This window comes from Sinorhizobium terangae, assembly GCF_029714365.1.
Taxonomy (GTDB): Bacteria; Pseudomonadota; Alphaproteobacteria; order Rhizobiales; family Rhizobiaceae; genus Sinorhizobium; species Sinorhizobium terangae.
This window is the reverse complement of the sequence record NZ_CP121659.1, coordinates 143,576-158,044: the sequence shown is the minus strand read 5'-3', so window position 1 is coordinate 158,044 and position 14,469 is coordinate 143,576. Positions and strand designations below refer to the sequence as shown.

15 protein-coding genes, 1 tRNA gene and 1 riboswitch are annotated in these 14,469 nt (G+C 61.4%); of the genes, 6 read left to right on the top strand and 10 right to left on the bottom strand.

The genetic code is table 11. From position 1 onward, the window contains the following. Positions 1-7: 7 nt before the first annotated feature. The 3 genes from QA637_RS00760 to QA637_RS00750 all read left to right on the top strand — a co-directional run bounded on the left by QA637_RS00760 (position 8) and on the right by QA637_RS00750 (position 2,458). On the top strand, positions 8-418 hold the full coding sequence (locus QA637_RS00760; RefSeq protein ID WP_153438643.1) for a tellurite resistance TerB family protein: 411 nt from the start codon (positions 8-10) through the stop codon (positions 416-418). 139 nt (positions 419-557) lie between these two features. After that, on the top strand, positions 558-1,370 hold the full coding sequence (locus QA637_RS00755; RefSeq protein WP_153438645.1) for a sterol desaturase family protein: 813 nt from the start codon (positions 558-560) through the stop codon (positions 1,368-1,370). A 139-nt stretch (positions 1,371-1,509) separates the two neighbouring features. Further along, positions 1,510-2,458 (top strand): IS630 family transposase gene (locus QA637_RS00750; RefSeq protein WP_153441515.1). Its coding sequence is split into 2 segments (ribosomal slippage): positions 1,510-1,845 and positions 1,847-2,458, totalling 948 coding nucleotides; the frame shifts between segments, so codons are not numbered across the junction. 170 nt (positions 2,459-2,628) lie between these two features. Here QA637_RS00750 and QA637_RS00745 read toward each other — a convergent pair. The 3 genes from QA637_RS00745 to QA637_RS00735 all read right to left on the bottom strand — a co-directional run bounded on the left by QA637_RS00745 (position 2,629) and on the right by QA637_RS00735 (position 4,931). Beyond that, positions 2,629-3,480 carry a transporter substrate-binding domain-containing protein gene (locus QA637_RS00745; RefSeq protein WP_153438647.1) on the bottom strand — a complete coding sequence of 284 codons (852 nt, stop codon included), beginning with the start codon at positions 3,478-3,480 and terminating at the stop codon, positions 2,629-2,631. 172 nt (positions 3,481-3,652) lie between these two features. Then, a tRNA-Gly gene (locus tag QA637_RS00740) sits at positions 3,653-3,727 on the bottom strand. 106 nt (positions 3,728-3,833) lie between these two features. Then, positions 3,834-4,931, bottom strand: a complete 1,098-nt coding sequence (locus tag QA637_RS00735; RefSeq protein ID WP_153438648.1) for a 2'-deoxycytidine 5'-triphosphate deaminase — start codon at positions 4,929-4,931, stop codon at positions 3,834-3,836. A 74-nt stretch (positions 4,932-5,005) separates the two neighbouring features. Beyond that, positions 5,006-5,084, top strand: a riboswitch (SAM riboswitch). Between the two features lie 43 nt (positions 5,085-5,127). On the opposite strand from QA637_RS00735, the gene QA637_RS00730 reads away from it, so the two are divergent. Further along, positions 5,128-6,312, top strand: coding sequence for an O-succinylhomoserine sulfhydrylase (locus QA637_RS00730; protein ID WP_283062952.1), 1,185 nt, complete (start codon positions 5,128-5,130; stop codon positions 6,310-6,312). A gap of 51 nt (positions 6,313-6,363) precedes the next feature. Here the strand turns inward: QA637_RS00730 and QA637_RS00725 are convergent, their stop codons facing one another. Then, positions 6,364-6,978 (bottom strand): CDP-alcohol phosphatidyltransferase family protein, encoded by a 615-nt coding sequence (locus tag QA637_RS00725; RefSeq protein WP_153438653.1) that lies wholly within the window; start codon positions 6,976-6,978, stop codon positions 6,364-6,366. A gap of 110 nt (positions 6,979-7,088) precedes the next feature. Between QA637_RS00725 and apaG the strand changes: the two genes are divergently transcribed. Then, entirely contained in the window at positions 7,089-7,481 is a 393-nt protein-coding gene (apaG, locus tag QA637_RS00720; RefSeq protein WP_153438655.1) for a Co2+/Mg2+ efflux protein ApaG, read from the top strand. 75 nt (positions 7,482-7,556) lie between these two features. On the opposite strand, the gene QA637_RS00715 is transcribed toward apaG, so the two are convergent. The 3 genes from QA637_RS00715 to QA637_RS00705 form a co-directional block, all read right to left on the bottom strand. Continuing rightward, positions 7,557-8,552, bottom strand: coding sequence for an Hsp33 family molecular chaperone (locus tag QA637_RS00715; protein WP_283062950.1), 996 nt, complete (start codon positions 8,550-8,552; stop codon positions 7,557-7,559). A 267-nt stretch (positions 8,553-8,819) separates the two neighbouring features. Further along, complete coding sequence (argF, locus tag QA637_RS00710; protein ID WP_283062949.1) at positions 8,820-9,737, bottom strand: ornithine carbamoyltransferase; 918 nt, start codon at positions 9,735-9,737, stop codon at positions 8,820-8,822. A gap of 33 nt (positions 9,738-9,770) precedes the next feature. After that, positions 9,771-10,970, bottom strand: coding sequence for an aspartate aminotransferase family protein (locus QA637_RS00705; RefSeq protein WP_283062948.1), 1,200 nt, complete (start codon positions 10,968-10,970; stop codon positions 9,771-9,773). 417 nt (positions 10,971-11,387) lie between these two features. On the opposite strand from QA637_RS00705, the gene QA637_RS00700 reads away from it, so the two are divergent. Beyond that, positions 11,388-11,906: a GcrA family cell cycle regulator gene (locus QA637_RS00700; protein WP_153438662.1), complete on the top strand. Its 519-nt coding sequence runs from the start codon at positions 11,388-11,390 to the stop codon at positions 11,904-11,906. A 77-nt stretch (positions 11,907-11,983) separates the two neighbouring features. On the opposite strand, the gene phoB is transcribed toward QA637_RS00700, so the two are convergent. The 3 genes from phoB to pstB all read right to left on the bottom strand — a co-directional run bounded on the left by phoB (position 11,984) and on the right by pstB (position 14,462). After that, positions 11,984-12,667, bottom strand: a complete 684-nt coding sequence (gene phoB, locus QA637_RS00695) for a phosphate regulon transcriptional regulator PhoB (RefSeq protein ID WP_034797168.1) — start codon at positions 12,665-12,667, stop codon at positions 11,984-11,986. Positions 12,668-12,788: 121 nt separating this feature from the next. Then, positions 12,789-13,502, bottom strand: coding sequence for a phosphate signaling complex protein PhoU (gene phoU / locus QA637_RS00690; RefSeq protein ID WP_153438664.1), 714 nt, complete (start codon positions 13,500-13,502; stop codon positions 12,789-12,791). Between the two features lie 144 nt (positions 13,503-13,646). Beyond that, positions 13,647-14,462 (bottom strand): phosphate ABC transporter ATP-binding protein PstB, encoded by an 816-nt coding sequence (pstB, locus tag QA637_RS00685; protein WP_153438666.1) that lies wholly within the window; start codon positions 14,460-14,462, stop codon positions 13,647-13,649. Positions 14,463-14,469 lie beyond the last annotated feature (7 nt).

Sequence of the window (14,469 nt, the reverse complement as noted above, 5' to 3'; positions counted from 1 at the left end):
CCGGCAAATGCCCACGAGCCTCAGCCAACACGAAGCGTTCATCTATGTCATGGTGATGATGTCCGCTGTCGATCGACACATGGCCGACGACGAGTTTGCCGGCATCGGCAGACTCGTCCAGTTTCTGCCCGCCTTCGACGGTTTTGACGAGGATCGGCTGATCGACATTGGGCGCGAGTGTTCGGCCCAGCTTGCCGCGCCGGAGGGCCTCGACGTCGTTCTCGAAATGATCCGCGAAGCCTTGCCGCAACGGCTTTATGACACGGCCTATGCACTCGCCGTGGAGATTGCGGCCGCCGATCAGCGTATTCGCAATGAGGAAATCCGGCTCCTGCAATTGCTGCGCGACCGGCTGGCGCTCGACAAACTGACCTGCGCGGCCATCGAACGCGGCGCGATCGCCCGCTTCCGGAAGTAGATCCTCTTGCGCCGGAACCCCTGGGAGCGCAGGCGGCAGGCCGAGCATCGTTCCGTGCAGCAATTCAACGTGCTACAGCGTCCCTTGCGCGACTGATAAGACATGCGGCGCTGTCAGCGCATCGACGAGGTCTAAACGGATGCTGTTTTACGGTGTTGCGGAACCGCTCTGGCGCCTCATCGCCTTTGGCGCTGCCTTTGCCCTCCTCGCGCTACTCGAACTCTCTCATCCGCGTCTGGAACGACCGGAGCTCGTGAAAGCCTTGAAGGCGCGTCGTTGGGCGACGAACCTTTCGATCCTCCTTCTCTCCTCGCTGTTCCTGCGCATCGTCTTTCCGGCCGCCGCCACAGGCGTCGCGCTCTGGGCCGGCATACACGGATATGGGGCGCTGCCCGCACTCGGCTTCCCACCGCTTCTCTCCGGCCTCATCGCATTCGTCGTCTTGGATTTCGCCGTCTGGCTGGAACATGTCGCGTCCCATAAGCTGCCGATCCTCTGGCGCATCCACCGCGTCCACCATACCGACCCCGGCGTCGACCTGACGACCGCGCTCCGCTTCCATCCGCTGGAAATTCTTCTGTCGATGGTGTGGAAGGCGGCGATCATTGTCACGCTTGGCGCTCCAGCCCTATCCGTCCTGCTTTTCGAAATCGTTCTCAACGCCGGCGCCATGTTCAACCACGCCAATCTGCGACTGCCGTCCAAGGCCGAGAAGAGGCTGCGGCGTCTCATCGTCACGCCGGACATGCATCGCATCCATCACTCCGTCGAGAGAAACGAGACGGATTCCAACTACGGGTTCAATCTTTCCATCTGGGACCGGCTGTTCGCGACCTATGTGGCACAGCCGGCAAATGGCGACGATGCGATCGAAACGGGCCTCCGGGCTTATGGGCGCGACAAGCCGACCAGGCTCGTCTGGTCGCTGATGCTGCCCTTCCGGCGCGGCTAGAGCATCCTGCTTTCAAGTGGAATCACTGAAAGCGGATAAGATGCTCTAGAGCGGTTCCGGTTTTGACTGAATCGGAGGGGATTCCGTTTTAGTCCGTTTTGTGATTCAAGATGCTGGCTGGAGCGGAGGCCAGCATCCGATGACGCGACCTCTTTCGAACGATCTTCGTGAACGTGTTGTTGGCGCCATTTCGGCGGGGGAAAGCTGCCGATCGGTGGCGGCTCGTTTCGGCATTGCCGTATCGTCGGCGGTGAAGTGGTCTCAGCGCTATCGTTCGAACGGGTCCGTGGCGCCCGGCAAGATGGGCGGCCACCGCAAGCATGTGCTGGAGCCGCACCGTGCGTTCATCGCGGAGCGGATCAACCAGACGCCGCATTTGTCGCTGCACAGGCTGAAGGAAGAGCTGGCGGCGCGTGGGGTGAAGGTGTCGCACGATACGGTCTGGCGGTTCCTGCGCCGCGAGGGGTTGCGGTTTAAAAAAAACGCTGTTCGCCCTTGAGCAGGCCCGTGCCGATATTGCCCGCCGGCGGCAACGCTGGCGCTCCTGGCAGTCCGGTCTCGATCCGAGACGGCTGGTGTTCATTGACGAAACCTGGATCAAGACCAACATGGCGCCGCTCTATGGCTGGGGGCCACGAGGCAAGCGCCTGCGCGGCTTTGCCCCGCACGGCCACTGGCGCACGCTGACCTTTGTCGGCGCTTTGCGCCACGACCGGCTGGCAGCGCCTTGCGTCTTCGACGGACCGATCAACGGTCGGTGTTTCCGCGCCTATGTCGAACAACAGCTCGTGCCCGTGCTCGAACCCGGCGACATCGTCATCATGGACAATCTCGGCTCGCACAAGTCGGCGGCCATCCGGCAGATGATCCGAGCCGCCGGCGCGCGGCTCTGGTATCTCCCGCCATACTCGCCCGATCTCAATCCGATCGAGCAGGCCTTCGCCAAAATCAAACACTGGATGCGGGCGGCTCAGAAGCGAACCGTCGAGGAGACATGGAAATACCTCGGCAGCCTTGTCCCCTCACTCCAGCCCGACGAATGCAGCAACTACTTCGCCAACGCCGGATATGCTTCTGTCAAAACCTGAAACGCTCTAGAATCAAAGTGCTATAGCGTCCTTTGTGCGTTCATTTGAACGCACGGCGCTCTACTGCATAATTCCTTAAATCGGAATCGATTTAAGGATAAAATCATGCAGCAAATCAAAGTGCTACAGCGGCCTTGGCGCGTCCGATTGGACGCGCGGCGCTGTAGGAGTCAGTAGATACCGTTCGGGAAATAGCGCAGATAAATCTCCTCGAGCCTGCCGCTGCGCGACAGCGCCAGCAAGGCGTGATCGATCGCCTGGGTCAATGCCGGCTCGGCCTTGCGGTTCATGATCGTCAAGCCTTCGCCGAGAAAGCGCTCAGAGAAATAGGCGCCATCGAGCAGAGCGCAGCATCCTCCGGCGGCGCTGGCCGAAACCCAGAAGGAGAGCTGCATGCCGTCGGAGAAGACGGCCGCAACCGAACCCTGCCGCAGTGCGGAGAGCATTGCATCCCGGTTCGGAAAGGCCTTGGCATCGACCTTCGGAAAGAAGGCCTTCAGCATGGCCTCGTGCGTCGTGCCGGAAACGACGCCGACGGGCTTGCCGTCAAGCGCGGCCGTGCTTGTCACGAGATCTTCGGCCTTGGTGTTGACCGCAAAACGAGCCGGCAACTGCATGAAGGGCCTGGAGAAGGCGAAGCGCTGGCGCAGCTCCGGGCGAACTGCGATGCCCGCGGCGACGGCCTCCCCCTGGCCTTGTTCCAACGCCGGGATGAGTTCCGCATAGGTCACCGCCTGAATCTGGCATTTGTCCTCGATCTCGAGCTCGCGGCAGATTTCGCGGGCGAGATCGACATGGAAGCCGGAAAGCTTGCCCGATTGGTCGATGAAATTGAACGGCGGGAAATCGACTGTCGTCAGAAAACGAAGCCGCGCGAGTCCGGTCAGGTCCGGTCGGGCGATGCGTTCGCGGGCGTCGAAGAGGAGGGGCAGATCCCGCGATTGCGCGAGCACCGGTTCGGCGATGAGGAAGGCGCAGAGCGCGAGGATTCCGCAAATTCGTAGACTCAGGGCACGCGTCATTGCGATCCGATACTTGACGATCCGACACTGGGAGCCGCGGCCTGGAAACACGCGGATTCGATTTGGTTTTCCAGAGATTATCAAGATGTTGTCCGACTGGCTACAGGAACCTTGACGAGACGGGCAGGCGCCACTCCGGAAGTTCCTTCATCGTTACAAGGGACAGAAGAAGTGGAGCGGGTGATCGGGATCGAACCGACGACATCAAGCTTGGGAAGCTGGCGTTCTACCACTGAACTACACCCGCGACAGAAGCGGAAATTTCATCAACGGCCGCGTTCTGTCAAGCGCCTACAGCGTCGTGCGTCCTATTAGACGCACAAAAGGTCGCTGTAGCGCCGTGAATCGCTGCATCACTCGGCGCGAAAATGCTTGGAAAGCTTCAGGCCTTGCGCCTGATAGTTCGAGCCGAGGTCGAGGCCATAGAGACCTTCCGGCCGCTCCATCATGTGCTCGTAGACGAGGCGGCCGACGATCTGCCCGTGCTCCAGAATGAACGGCACTTCGTGGCTGCGCACCTCCAGCACCGCCCGACTGCCGCTGCCGCCGGCCGACGCGTGCCCGAAGCCAGGATCGAAGAAGCCGGCATAGTGAACGCGGAACTCGCCGACCAGAGGATCGAAGGGCGTCATTTCGGCCGCGTAGAGCGGCGGAACATGGACGGCCTCCCGCGAGACGAGGATATAGAACTCGTCCGGATCGAGGATCAGATCGTCGCGGCCGCGGCTGTAAAGCGGCTCCCAGAAGTCGAAGACCGGGTGTTCCGCCTTCTTGTCGACATCGACCACCGAGGTGTGGTGCTTGCCGCGGTAGCCGATGAGGCCGTCCGGACCAGTGCCCTTGAGATCGATCGAGAGCGCAATGCCGCCGCCGGTGACGTTGGGCCGCTCGCTCGCCACGAGCACATCGCTTTCGTGCAGCGCCAGCAACTCCTGTTCAGAGAGCACGGCATGCCCGACACGGAAGCGGATTTGCGACAGGCGGGAGCCGCGCCTGACGACGATCGGAAAGGTGCGCGGGCTGATCTCCAGATAGAGCGGGCCGCTGTAGCCGGCGGGGATCTTGTCGAATTCCTGTGCCCTGTCGGTGATGACGCGCGTGAAGATATCGAGGCGGCCGGTGGAGCTCTTCGGATTGGCGGAGGCCGACATGTTCTCCGGTAGTGCGAGGCTCTCCATCAGTGGCACGATATAGACGCAACCGGTCTCCAGCACCGCGCCGTCGGTGAGGTCAATGACATGCAATTTCAGGCGATCGAGCTTATCCGCGACAAGGTGGGCCGGGCCGGGCATGAAGCTCGCCCGAACGCGAAACGCCTTGGCGCCGAGGCGCAGATCAAGGCTTGCCGGCTGGATCTGGTCCTCATCCAGCGGCCTCTCGCTTTTCAAGCGCCCCGAGGCAAACAGCGCCGCAATCGCGCGGTCGGCCAAAATCCCTGTCTCGCGAGCCATACCGATCCTCATTCCAGTTGCCAGACAAAACCAAACTCCGGGAATTGACGCAAGCACGCCCAGGCAGTATTGGAGCTTTATCCCGTGGTGATTTGGCCGGTCGGCTTGCAGCCACGTTAAACAAGTAGCTAAAAAGGCCGGGTGTCAAACCGGCCCGTTTCGCGGCCGGTTTTTTTGTTTTGAAAGTGATTGTCGCATGAGCAAGACCTGGCGCCCGGCAACCCAACTCGTCCACGGCGGAACCCTCCGTTCGCAGTACGGCGAGACCTCCGAAGCGATCTTTCTGACACAGGGTTTCGTCTACGAAACATCCGAAGCGGCCGAAGCCCGTTTCAAGGGCGAGACCGACGGCTTCATCTATGCGCGCTACGGCAGTCCGACCAACGACATGTTCGAAAAGCGCATGTGCATGCTCGAAGGGGCCGAAGACGCCCGCGCCACCGCCTCCGGCATGGCCGCCGTTGCCTCGGCGATCCTCTGCCAGGTGAAGGCCGGCGATCACATCGTCGCCGCCCGCGCGCTTTTCGGCTCGTGCCGCTGGGTCGTGGAAACGCTCGCGCCCAAATACGGCGTCGAATGCACGCTCGTCGATGGCCGCGATCTCGCAAACTGGGAGAAGGCGGTGCGCCCGAACACCAAGGTCTTCTTCTTGGAGAGCCCGACCAACCCGACGCTCGAAGTGATCGACATCGCCGGCGTCGCGAAACTCGCCGATCAGGTGGGCGCCAAGCTGGTCGTCGACAACGTTTTTGCAACTCCCCTCTTCCAGAAGCCGCTGGAGCTCGGCGCCCATGTGGTCGTCTACTCCGCCACCAAGCACATTGACGGCCAAGGCCGCTGCCTTGGCGGCGTCGTGCTTTCCAGCAAGGAATGGATCGACGAAAACCTGCACGATTATTTCCGCCATACGGGCCCGGCGATGTCGCCGTTCAATGCCTGGACATTGCTCAAGGGCGTCGAGACGCTTCCCTTGCGCGTGAAGCAGCAGACCGAAAGCGCCCGCCTGATCGCCGACTTTCTGGCCGAGCAGCCGCAGGTCGGCCGTGTCATCTATCCCGGCCGCAAGGACCATCCGCAGGCGGATATCATCGCCAAGCAGATGAGCGGCGGTTCGACGCTGGTGGCGTTCGAACTGAAGGGCGGCAAGGAGGCAGCCTTCGCGCTTCAGAACGCATTGGAAATCATCCGGATCTCCAACAATCTCGGCGACTCCAAGAGCCTGATCACCCATCCGGCGACAACAACTCACAAGAACCTTACGGAGGAAGCTCGCGCCGAACTCGGCATTTCCTCCGGCACCGTGCGCTTCTCCGCCGGCATCGAGGACAGTGAGGATCTCATCGAGGATTTCGCCCGCGCCTTGAGAAGCGTGAAGGCGTAACTATAGCAGGCCCCGTTTTGTTAATGCCGCCCGTGCATGCACGGGCGGTTTTTATTGCGGATCGAAGAAGCTGAGGCGGGCAAGAACGATCCGCGATACGGCCGTGTAAAGGCAGACGACCGCGAATACTGCCGCGAGAGGCGGGAACCACCCGGGAAACAGGCAGAAGGCCAGAAAAACAACGATGGTCTCGGTCGCTTCGGCGAGCCCTGTCGTGAAATAGAGCGACTTTGCTCCGCGCACGCTGGTCGTCATCGCGCGCTTCTCGGCCATGATGGAATAGGCGAGAAAGCTCGATCCGTTGACATAAAAGGAGAAAAGCAGAAATGCGCCGGCAAGGGCGTTCGCAGCTGGATCCGCGACGATGAAGGCGAGCGGGATTGCGCCATAGAAGGCGAAGTCGAGGACGATATCGAGAAATCCGCCGAAATCCGTGCCGTGGCTGGCGCGTGCGACGGCTCCGTCGAGACCGTCGCACAGACGGCTGAGCAGGATCATGACGGCTCCGGCGAGATAGAACCGGTATGCTATGAGACCGGCGGCCGCCAGTCCGAGACCGAGACCGAAAAACGTGATGGTGTCGGCCTTTACGCCGCGCTTGACCAGAGCGGCGCCGAGCCGGTCAAGGAGCGGATCAAGCTGCCTGCGCACCGCACCGTCGAGCATGGATCTCGGCTCCGCCTAATTTGAATGGGCCTCGTGCAATCTTGCTGTTATTCTTGCCGAAACCATATTGCAGTAGAATACCCAAATAGATTTGGCATAGGGTGTTGCACATGTATCGTGCCCTGACTCGCGACATCGAGGTCACCGTCGAACCGTACTATCTGGAAGAACAGTCGGATCCGGACGATAGCCGCTATGTTTGGGGCTATCGCATCGTGATATCAAACCATTCAGACATCACCGTTCGCCTGATGACCCGTTACTGGCACATTACCGACGAGAACGGCCAGGTGGACGAAGTGAGTGGCCCCGGCGTGATCGGCGAGCAGCCTCTGCTCAATCCCGGCGACACTTACGAATATTCCTCCGGTTGCCCGCTGGATACCCCCTCGGGCGTCATGTTCGGCCACTACAGCATGGAGGCCGAAGACGGGGAGACCTTCAACGTGGCGATCCCCGCCTTCTCGCTCGATTCACCCGGGCTTGTCCGCACCCTGAACTGAGGGTGCGGCTCCTACAGCGGCGCGCGTCTTACCAGACGCGCCAAGGACGCTTTAGCACCTCAGTCGAGGCGCGCCTCACTGGGAGCGCACTTCGCTCGCCTCGAAGCGATAGGTGGTGGAGCAGAACTCGCACGTCACATTGATCACGCCGTCCTCGATGCTGTTCTCGATATCGTCGCGGTCGAGCCCGGCCAATACTCCTCGGATCTTCTCGCGCGAGCAGCTGCAGCGATCAAAGACCGCTTGCGGCTGATAGACGCGGACCCCGCGCTCGTGGAACAGGCGATAGAGCAGTCTTTCCGTCCCGACGGTCGGGTCGGTCAGCTCGTCGGTATCGATCGTTTCGACCATCACCTTGGCTTCGGACCAGAGATCGTCCTCCTCGAAGAGATGGATGGCCTCCCCCTCATCGCCATCGCCACCCGGAAGGTCCGGCTGGCGCATGCGTTCAGGTGCGTCCGGCAGGAACTGGGCAACCATACCGCCGGCGCGCCAGCGGTGCCGCGGCTTTCCGTCCTCGTCGCGATCGAGAAGCTCGGCGACACCAAGGCGCACCTTGGTCGGAATCTGCTCCGACTGACGGAAATAGGCGCCAGCGATGTCCTCAAGCGTTGCACCGTCGAGTTCGACAATGCCCTGGTAGCGCTGCATATGAGCGCCCTGGTCAATGGTGAAGGCAAGGACACCCTTGCCAAGGAGCTCATGAGGCTCTGTGCGTCCATCCTGCTCGGCTGCAGCCAGAGCTTCCTGGCTGTAACGAGCATAGGCGCGGACTCGGTCCGGGGTGGAAAAATCGGCGACGACAAGATCGACCGGACCATCACCCTGGGTCTGAACGATCAGCTTGCCCTCGAACTTCAGCGAAGTGCCAAGCAGTACCGTCAGCACCACTGTTTCAGCGACCAGACGAGCCACCGGCAGCGGATAATTGTGCCGCTCCAGGATGGCATCGAGCATCGGTCCGAGTTGCACGGCGCGTCCGCGCACATCGAGCCCCTCGACGTGGAAAGGCACGACATGGTCGTCACCGGCAAAATCGAACTCGCCAAGCCCCCGTGCTGTTTCTGTCATATCTTGCTCCTTGCATCACGGGCGAAGTGGCGTGGAGACATGGATTTCTCCGGCGCAGCCTGCCCGTTATTTCATTTGATCCTGTCGCGAACGAACTTGTCCAGAAGGTTGTGCATTTCGACGGTGCACACGCGCCCGCAATGCACGATGACTGATGGCGGCCACTGTCCGGTAGCAGAACCGGAGCCGCCCGCTTGCCGCCCTAAATTGTGTTTCAGCCCGATAAATTCAATAGCCGTCCCGGTTTCCCAAGATCGGCGCTGTTCGTCAGACGACGCCCATGCACCAGGCGAGGATCGATTTTTGCGCATGCAGCCGGTTTTCCGCCTCGTCGAAAACGACCGATTGCGGGCCATCAATGACCTCATCCGTCACCTCTTCGCCGCGGTGCGCCGGCAGGCAGTGCATGAACAATGCATCCGGCGCAGCATGCTTCATCAGGGCCCCGTTGACCTGATACGGCTGGAAAACATTGTGCCCGCGTGCACGGTGCTCCTGGTTCATCGATACCCACGTGTCGGTGACGACGCAATTGGCGTCGGTGACGGCCTGCTCGGCCTCATGGCAAAGCAGGATCTCGCCGCCATTGTTGCGTGCCCAGTTGAGGAATTTGTCCTGTGGTTCGGACCCGAGCGGCACCGCCATGTTCATGCGATATCCGAAGCGCGCGGAGCCTTCGATCAGCGAATGAAGGACGTTGTTGCCGTCGCCCGTCCAGGCGATCGTCTTGCCCTTGACCGGTCCTCGATGCTCCTCGAAGGTCATGATGTCGGCCATGATCTGGCAGGGATGCGTATCGTCGGTCAGGCCGTTGATGACCGGCACCGTAGCGTGTTCGGCGAGCTCCAGCAGCCGCCGATGGTCGGTCGTGCGGATCATGATCGCGTCCACATAGCGCGAAAGTACCTTGGCGGTATCGCCGATCGTCTCGGCCCGGCCGAGCTGCATTTCCGTTCCGGAGAGAAACAGCGTCTCGCCACCGAGTTGGCGCATGCCTACGTCAAAGGAGACGCGCGTGCGGGTGGAGGGCTTTTCGAAAATCATCGCGAGCATCTTGCCGGCAAGCGGACGTCCGGCGGTGCCATCCTTCGTCGCCGTCTTGCGAACGCGGGCGTCGTCAATGATCGTCCTCAAGTCGGCGGCCGCCATCGCCGAGATGTCGAGAAAATGTCTGGTACCTGTCATTGCTCAGAATTCCTGTCCTGAAAGTCGGGCCGCTCAGGCCGCCGCGTTGCCGCTGTTGCTCTTGACCGCCTCGGCGGCGCGCTCGATCCTTGCGAGCCCTTCCCGGGCCTCGGCGGCGGTGGTGATCAACGGCGGCAGCAGGCGCAGCACGTTTTCGCCGGCGGGAACTACGAGCAGCTTCTCGGCGCGGATGGCTTTCAACAGGTCAGCCGAGGGCACCTTTGCCTTGATGCCAAGCAACAGCCCGTCGCCGCGGATTTCCTCGATCACATCCGGGAAACGGTCCTTGAGCGACGCGAGGCCCTGCCGGAAGACAAGAGCGACATCGCGCACCTGCTCGAGGAACCCGTCGGCAAGAACGACGTCGAGCACCGCGTTTCCGACCGCCATCGCCAGCGGATTGCCGCCATAGGTCGAGCCATGCGTGCCCGTGACCATGCCGGCTGCCGCTTCTTCAGTCGCCACGCATGCGCCCAGCGGAAAGCCGCCGCCGATGCCCTTGGCGACCGCCATGATATCCGGCCGGATGCCGGCCCATTCATGGGCGAAAAGCTTGCCGGTCCGGCCAATGCCGGTCTGGACCTCATCGAGGATCAACAGCAGGCCGAACTCGTCGCAAAGCGCCCGCAACTCCTGCAGGAACTCCTTGCTCACCGGGCGAACGCCGCCCTCGCCCTGGATCGGCTCGATCAGGATCGCCGCCGTCTCGTCATTGATCGCATCCTTGACCGCGGCGATGTCGCCGAAGGGAACCTGGTAGAAGCCAGGTGCCTTTGGTCCGAAACCCTCGATGTACTTCTGTTGGCCACCGGCCGCGATCGTCGCGATCGTGCGGCCATGGAAGGCGCCCTCGAAGGTGATGACATGGAATTTTTCCGGGTTCCCCCTGGCGAAATGATAGCGGCGCGCGGTCTTGATGGCGCATTCCAGCGCTTCTGCACCCGAATTGGTGAAGAACACGCGATCCGCGAATGTCACTGCCGTCAGCCGGCGCGCCAGGCTTTCCTGGCCCGGAATTTCGTAGAGGTTGGAAAGATGCCAGACCTTGTCCGCCTGCGACTTCAGCGCCTCGACCAGGTGCGGATGGGCATGGCCAAGCGCATTCACGGCGACGCCGGCGGCAAAATCGAGATAGCGCGAGCCGTCCTCGGCAATGAGCCACACGCCTTCGCCTCGCTCGAAACGCAACGGCGCGCGCATATAGGTGTCGTAGAGCGGCGTTGTTGCGGCCATGGCGAACTTCTCCTTCCGTCCTGTTGGCATCGATATCGGGCGATCGTGCCCAATAAAAATCAAAAATGCCGCCTTTCGGCGGCGCAGGCACTATTCCCATTTCGCACCGCAATGTCAACAAAACCAAGGCTTGCAGCGCGCTTGAATGCCCGGATTCCGACGTGCGAAAAAACGTGCCGCAGGGGCTTGCAAAAATGCAACGGCCAGCCAGCAAGTTGGGGAAAACTCCGAAATCGATTCGGCGCGATTCCCGCGACTCTTGCCACGGAGTCACCCTGCCAGTAGGTTAATATTCAATTACTAGACGCATGCGGCGGACCTAGTCACCAAAAGAGTTATCGCGTTGCAGCTCCGGACTTTTTTCCGGAGCTGGGTGATGGATTCTGCCATCCAACGCCGAGAACGGGGAGTGCAGAAATGAACTGGACTGACGAGCGGGTGGAGAAACTGAAGAAGCTGTGGTCCGAGGGCCTGAGCGCCAGCCAGATCGCAGCGCAACTGGGTGGCGTCAGCCGCAACGCCGTGATCGGCAAGGTTCACCGGTTGAGCCTGCCGGGCCGCGCGAAGGCGGGTGGCACGACCACTGCCGCGCGTCCGAAGCGCACCACGTCCGCTCCCCGGGCACCGAACTATGCCGCGCGGGTCGCCACCCGCACCGTCACCCGCACCGCCGGCGCGACCGTGCTGAAGGAAGAGGTCGAAGTCGATCTCGTCGCCGACCAGGACATCGAACTCGCACCGAACGTCGTCATCCCGATGTCGCGGCGCCTCGGCCTGACGGAGCTCACGGAGCGCACCTGCAAGTGGCCGATCGGCGACCCGCTGAAGGAAGAGTTCCATTTCTGCGGCAACGACTCGCCGGAATCGTCGCCCTATTGCAGCTATCACACGCGGCTCGCCTATCAGCCTTCCGCCGAGCGCCGGCGCATGCGCTGACCGACCGCGAGCAAACATAATTGAAAAAGGGGCGGTGACGCCCCTTTTTTGATGCCTGTGGAAGCGGGCGGGTGGCCTCAGCTTTCCAGTGAATAGCCGGCGCCGCGTACGGTGCGGATGACATCGGGCATGTTGGAGAAGTTCAACGCCTTGCGAAGGCGGCCGACATGCACGTCCACGGTGCGCTCGTCGACATAGATGTCATGTCCCCACACGCCGTCGAGAAGCTGCGAACGGGAGAAGACGCGCCCCGGCGAGGACATCAGGAACTCCAGGAGCCGGAACTCCGTCGGTCCGAGCCGGACTTCACGGCTGCGCCTGTGGACACGGTGCGTCTCGCGATCGAGTTCGATGTCGCCGCAGCGCAACAGCGTCGAAAGCACCTCGGGCTTGGCCCGCCTGAGCATTGCCTTCACTCTCGCCATCAGTTCCGGCGTCGAAAACGGTTTGACGACATAGTCGTCCGCGCCGGTGGCAAGCCCGCGAACGCGTTCGCTTTCCTCGCCCCGCGCGGTCAGCATGATGATCGGCAGGCGCTCCGTTTCCGGCCTCTGCCGCAGCCGGCGGCAGAGTTCGATGCCGGAAACCCCGGGCAGCATCCAGTCGAGGATCAGGAGATCGGGCAAGCGCTCCTGAAGGCGGATCTCGGCCTCGTCTCCACGCAAGATCGTATCGACGTCGAAACCTTCGGCCTCGAGATTGTAGCGCAGGAGGACGCTCAGCGCCTCCTCGTCCTCGACTACGGCTATCTTCGGCAACATTCGGTCATGCTCCTTCCTACGCGCGGGTGCCATCATGCCACCGCGGCACAGTATGGGCCGCGAAAAACCGCGACCGGTATAAGATCAACGCATGCACTAGGGCATACGGCTGTCGGGCGCTCTAGTCCGTCACAGAGCCTAGCGTGGACGTCGTGTCGTCCTTCGGCCGCTCGCCCTGCGGCTGGGCGCCCGTTGCCATGTAGTAGATCGTTTCGGCAATGTTGGTCGCGTGGTCGCCGATACGCTCAATGTTCTTGGCACAGAAGAGAAGATGCGTGCACGGCGTGATGTTGCGCGGATCTTCCATCATATAGGTGAGCAGTTCGCGGAAAAGCGACGTGTAGATCGCGTCGATCTCCTCGTCGCGCTCGCGGATGCTGTTTGCCTTTTCCGGCGAGCGGGAGGCATAGACGTCGAGCACCTCCTTGAGCTGAACCAAGGCCAGTTCCGCCAGGTGCTCCAGGCCACGGGCGAGCTTGCGCGGAATGCCGGATCCGGCGACCGCGATCACGCGCTTGGCGGTGTTCTTGCCTAGATCGCCGACACGTTCCAGATCGGCGGCGATACGGATCGACCCCATGATCTCGCGGAGATCCGAGGCCATAGGCTGACGCTTGGCGATGGTGACGATCGCCTTGTCGCCGATCTGGCGCTCGGCATCGTCAAGGATCGCGTCGTCGGAAATCACCTTCTGCGCCAGCGCCAGGTCGGAATTCACGAGCGCCCGGACGGAATCGGCCACCATCTGCTCGGCAAGCCCTCCCATTTCCGAGACGCGGCGCGTCAGATATTTCAGCTCGTCGTCAAACGCCGACGTGATGTGTGTAGGTGACATGTTTCGTTCCTCGAACTCGCAAACCCGTTGACCAGATCATTTCATGCTCCGTCGAAACGCTGAAATGACCTAACTCCTTGAACTTACACAAATCCAGAGGAGAACCGTTGCGCGCTCTTCCTGGAATTGCCCTGGTCGCCTGGCTTAGCCAAACCGACCCATGATGTAGTCCTGCGTGCGCTGGTCATCCGGATTGGTGAACATCTTATCGGTATCGTTCTCCTCGACGAGATTGCCGAGGTGGAACATGGCGGTGCGCTGCGAGACGCGCGCGGCCTGCTGCATCGAGTGCGTCACGATGACGATCGTGAAGTTCGCGCGAAGTTCGTGAATGAGTTCCTCGACCTTCGCGGTAGCGATCGGATCGAGTGCCGAACAGGGCTCGTCCATCAGGATCACCTCGGGGCTGACGGCAACGGCGCGCGCAATACAGAGACGCTGCTGCTGGCCACCGGAAAGGCCTGTACCCGGCTCGTGCAGGCGATCCTTGACCTCGTTGAAAAGACCGGCCCTTTGCAGGCTCGTTTCGACGATCTCGTCGAACTCAGCCTTGGTGCGAGCGAGGCCATGAATACGAGGACCGTAGACGACGTTCTCGTAGATCGACTTCGGGAACGGGTTCGGTTTCTGGAACACCATGCCGACACGGGCCCGCAGTTCCACGACGTCGATCGACGGATCGTAAATGTCGTCCTCGTCGAGCGTGATCTTGCCGGTCACGCGGCAGTTCTCGATCGTGTCGTTCATACGGTTCAGCGTGCGCAGAAACGTCGACTTGCCGCAGCCCGACGGACCGATCAAGGCTGTCACGGTGTTTTCACGGATATTGAGATTGACGTCGAAGAGCGCGCGCTTCTCGCCGTAATAGACCGACACATCCTTGCCGATCATCTTGTAGGGTACCGTGTTCATTTTCAGGTCCAGAACTTTTTCCACTGCAGCTTCCGACATCATGTTCATAGTCCTT

What these genes read in the sequence shown, in the direction of transcription:
- QA637_RS00730 (WP_283062952.1), top strand. Translation starts at nt 5,128, where the DNA reads ATGAGCAAGACCTGGCGCCCGGCAACCCAACTCGTCCACGGCGGAACC.
- QA637_RS00705 (WP_283062948.1), bottom strand. Translation starts at nt 10,970, where the DNA reads ATGGCCGCAACAACGCCGCTCTACGACACCTATATGCGCGCGCCGTTG.
- QA637_RS00735 (WP_153438648.1), bottom strand. Translation starts at nt 4,931, where the DNA reads ATGGCTCGCGAGACAGGGATTTTGGCCGACCGCGCGATTGCGGCGCTG.
- QA637_RS00725 (WP_153438653.1), bottom strand. Translation starts at nt 6,978, where the DNA reads ATGCTCGACGGTGCGGTGCGCAGGCAGCTTGATCCGCTCCTTGACCGG.
- phoB (WP_034797168.1), bottom strand. Translation starts at nt 12,667, where the DNA reads ATGTTGCCGAAGATAGCCGTAGTCGAGGACGAGGAGGCGCTGAGCGTC.
- pstB (WP_153438666.1), bottom strand. Translation starts at nt 14,462, where the DNA reads ATGAACATGATGTCGGAAGCTGCAGTGGAAAAAGTTCTGGACCTGAAA.
- argF (WP_283062949.1), bottom strand. Translation starts at nt 9,737, where the DNA reads ATGACAGGTACCAGACATTTTCTCGACATCTCGGCGATGGCGGCCGCC.
- apaG (WP_153438655.1), top strand. Translation starts at nt 7,089, where the DNA reads ATGTATCGTGCCCTGACTCGCGACATCGAGGTCACCGTCGAACCGTAC.
- QA637_RS00745 (WP_153438647.1), bottom strand. Translation starts at nt 3,480, where the DNA reads ATGACGCGTGCCCTGAGTCTACGAATTTGCGGAATCCTCGCGCTCTGC.
- phoU (WP_153438664.1), bottom strand. Translation starts at nt 13,502, where the DNA reads ATGTCACCTACACACATCACGTCGGCGTTTGACGACGAGCTGAAATAT.
- QA637_RS00715 (WP_283062950.1), bottom strand. Translation starts at nt 8,552, where the DNA reads ATGACAGAAACAGCACGGGGGCTTGGCGAGTTCGATTTTGCCGGTGAC.
- QA637_RS00760 (WP_153438643.1), top strand. Translation starts at nt 8, where the DNA reads ATGCCCACGAGCCTCAGCCAACACGAAGCGTTCATCTATGTCATGGTG.
- QA637_RS00755 (WP_153438645.1), top strand. Translation starts at nt 558, where the DNA reads ATGCTGTTTTACGGTGTTGCGGAACCGCTCTGGCGCCTCATCGCCTTT.
- QA637_RS00700 (WP_153438662.1), top strand. Translation starts at nt 11,388, where the DNA reads ATGAACTGGACTGACGAGCGGGTGGAGAAACTGAAGAAGCTGTGGTCC.